This is a genomic window from Roseovarius sp. MBR-51 (genome assembly GCF_053628575.1).
Genome location: NZ_JBRJGQ010000059.1, coordinates 1 through 2,854, shown reverse-complemented (window position 1 = coordinate 2,854; position 2,854 = coordinate 1). Strand labels below are relative to the sequence as shown.

Genomic DNA, 2,854 nt, shown 5'->3' with positions numbered 1-2,854 from the left:
GAGAGTACCGTAAAGTGTGGGGCAATCATGCAGCCATTTCGGTTTCGGACGAAGGCTTCAACGCCGGATGCCATTGCTCGAACTTGGCGCGCAGGGTGCCATCGAGGGCTCTGGTTCGGGTTTGCAGCATGAGGTGCGCGCCTCGTTTTGACCAGCGCATTTGCTGCCGCTTGCCGAAGCGCTTTCCAACAACGGTGTTGACGGTGCTTTCGACAAAGCCGGTTGAAACGCGTTCACCGTACCGTCGTCTTTCCGCATAGTTCGGGATCATCAAGGCGTTGTTGGCGATGTAGGTCTCGAACTCGGACGCCGCCTTCCGAAGTGCCTTGATGCTGGCATAGTCCGTCTCGACAACTTCCAGATCGATGACAAGGTCTTCGATCGCTGCCTGACCATTGTGAAGGTTGCCATTCCAAAGGAACCCTTTGATCTGGCGCAGCAGGCGGGCAATGGCTTCGGCCTCTGCGGGATTGTGATGCGCAAGCCCTTTGACGTATTGCTGCATGACGGTGATGCGCATGGTGATGTGGAACCAATCCAGGATATGCTCAGAGGAAGGTGCCATGTGTCGCGCCATGTGGATGACGGTGTCTCCACCGTCAGTCATGAATGTCACTGGATGGTTTTCCTGCCAACCCTGATCCTTCAAAACTTCATGCAGTCGCCGCTTGGGCTTGTCATCATGACTTTGGACAAGCCCAAGATAGCGGCTCGGGCGATCTGTGGGGATGGATTTGCCGACGGTGACCTCGAAATGCGACTGACCCGCGTCGCGAGACCGAACATAGCCACCGTCGATACCGACGGTGATTTGGCCCTCAGGGTTGGGAAGCTGGGCGCGCTGGTGGGGACTGGTTTCAATGAAACTGTAACGCTCATCAGAAAGTTCGGCCTCCATCCGCGTGGCCACACGCCCCAGATGTCTGCGGATGGTGTCTGGATTTAGCCTCATATCAATCGGCAGGACATCTTTCAGCAGGTTAGTCGTGACCCCGAAAGATACAAGCGAAGCCCATTTCGTCTCAAGCCAGAGCAACTCCGGGGCGATATGGTCGGGCAAAAGTTCGTTCAGAGGACTGAAAGTTTTGGCTGGACCATTGTGGCACTGGCAGGAATAGAAGCGCGGACTTTCAACGGCGATGTCACCGAAGACCGTCCGGTATCGAATTTGCCGGCGCCCTTTGCCACGAAGCTTTCGATCACAGCACGTACAGCGGGCACGTTGGATACAAAACGCTTCGCATTGCGCGGCAACAACTTTCCGCTGGATGCCCAAAAGAACGGCTTTGCCTTCCTCTATGGACAGGCCGATGTCACCAGCAGCCTCAATGCCCTTGGAGAATGCGGCGATCCTATCCGTGTGAGCGGTGCCATCTGGCGCAGTTATTGTGACGCTGATTTCGATATCCATCTTCGGGGTCTGCCTGCTTGATTATATTGGTTCTGAATCTCTCGCCCGCATGATTGTCTGCCGACTGGTGCCCATTTCGCGTGCGATGGAGGAAACTGTCGCGCCATTGGCAATCTTTTCGCGGACCAGCGCCTGCTGATCAGCCGAAAGGGTTGATGGGCGCCCCAGTGTTTTGCCTTGCGCTTTCGCACGCGCCAGCCCCGATTGCGTGCGTTCGATCAGAAGGTCTCGCTCGAACTGGGCAACTGCGTTGATCACACCCATCGTCAGCTTGCCCGCAGAACTGGTCAGATCCACGCCGCCCAAGGCGAGGCAATGCACACGGATGCCCAAGACTTCCAGCTTGGCCACGGTCGTACTGACATCGATCGCATCGCGCCCCAGCCGGTCCAGCTTAGTCACGACAAGAACATCGCCACGCTCCATCTTGTCCAGAAGACGCGCAAATCCCTTCCGCTGTGCGATGGCCTGTGAGCCGGAAACCGTTTCGGTAATGATCCGGTGTGGCTCCACCGCAAATCCTGCGGCAGCGATCTCCCGGATCTGGTTTTCGGGGTCCTGTTCGACGGTCGATACTCTGGCGTAGGCGAATGTTCTGGTCACAGCATTGCAATTCTGTCCGGAAATGTTGTCCAAAATAATACGCCTGTTCGATACAGGTTCAAGATAATTTATGGACAGATCATTACGCCCTGTCCGGAACCGAACCATTTCGGACGGCCCTTACCACATCTGCTGGCGCATCAGGTCGCGATGATCTCCGGATCGAAACCGCTTGTTCACAGCACCCCGTGAGAATTTCCCGTCGACGAACGGCTTGCGAGCAACCATCCGTTCCATCGCAGCTTCCACCTCGTCAGACATGAAATCAGATACCGGCCGATTGGGGGCGTTCGCTGCTACAACATCTTCAAGGAAACCAACCATGACGCCCATGTCATTCCAGGCATCATAGCCGTCAGCCTCATCCCGCCGTTCAAGATACCCATATACACCACCGCAATCTTCAGGCGGGCAGGCTCCGGAACCGCCTATGCAGGCCGGATAGGTTTTCTTTGGTGGCGGATTAATCGCTTCAACACGAATTTCGTGTTCCCAGTTATTCCCCATATCGTAAACGTAGGAAAATCGTTCGTTCTCGCGGAACCCAAACTGCTGCAAGGATACATCCGGGTTTCCAGCATGCAACTCCAACGAGCCGTATTGTACCGCGTGAACCTCGAAGAGGAACAGATGAATGCCCTCCCAGCCCATCGCAACCTGAAGAATGCCGTGCAGTTCACGCAGTGTCGTCGAATCCGATACCAAAACACGCCGCCAGATCATCGGGCTCAACCCAAGAAGGCGTACCTTTAGCTGATAGATTGGAGAAGCGGATGACATCCAAAATCCTTGCCAGCATCAATCCCAAAATTCAACTGCCCCACACTTTACGGTACTCTC

Annotated in this window: 3 protein-coding genes; all 3 read right to left on the bottom strand. The window is 55.4% G+C overall.

All coding sequences use genetic code 11. The features are described 5' to 3' along the window. Positions 1-25: 25 nt before the first annotated feature. Complete coding sequence (locus ACSSVY_RS22695; RefSeq protein ID WP_037239053.1) at positions 26-1,411, bottom strand: ISKra4 family transposase; 1,386 nt, start codon at positions 1,409-1,411, stop codon at positions 26-28. 21 nt (positions 1,412-1,432) lie between these two features. Beyond that, on the bottom strand, positions 1,433-2,014 hold the full coding sequence (locus ACSSVY_RS22690) for a recombinase family protein (protein WP_037239051.1): 582 nt from the start codon (positions 2,012-2,014) through the stop codon (positions 1,433-1,435). 120 nt (positions 2,015-2,134) lie between these two features. Then, a complete protein-coding gene (locus ACSSVY_RS22685) occupies positions 2,135-2,794 on the bottom strand; it encodes a plasmid pRiA4b ORF-3 family protein (RefSeq protein ID WP_037239049.1) in 660 nt (219 codons plus the stop codon). Between the last annotated feature and the right edge of the window lie 60 nt (positions 2,795-2,854).

What these genes read in the sequence shown, in the direction of transcription:
- ACSSVY_RS22695 (WP_037239053.1), bottom strand. Translation starts at nt 1,411, where the DNA reads ATGGATATCGAAATCAGCGTCACAATAACTGCGCCAGATGGCACCGCT.
- ACSSVY_RS22685 (WP_037239049.1), bottom strand. Translation starts at nt 2,794, where the DNA reads ATGTCATCCGCTTCTCCAATCTATCAGCTAAAGGTACGCCTTCTTGGG.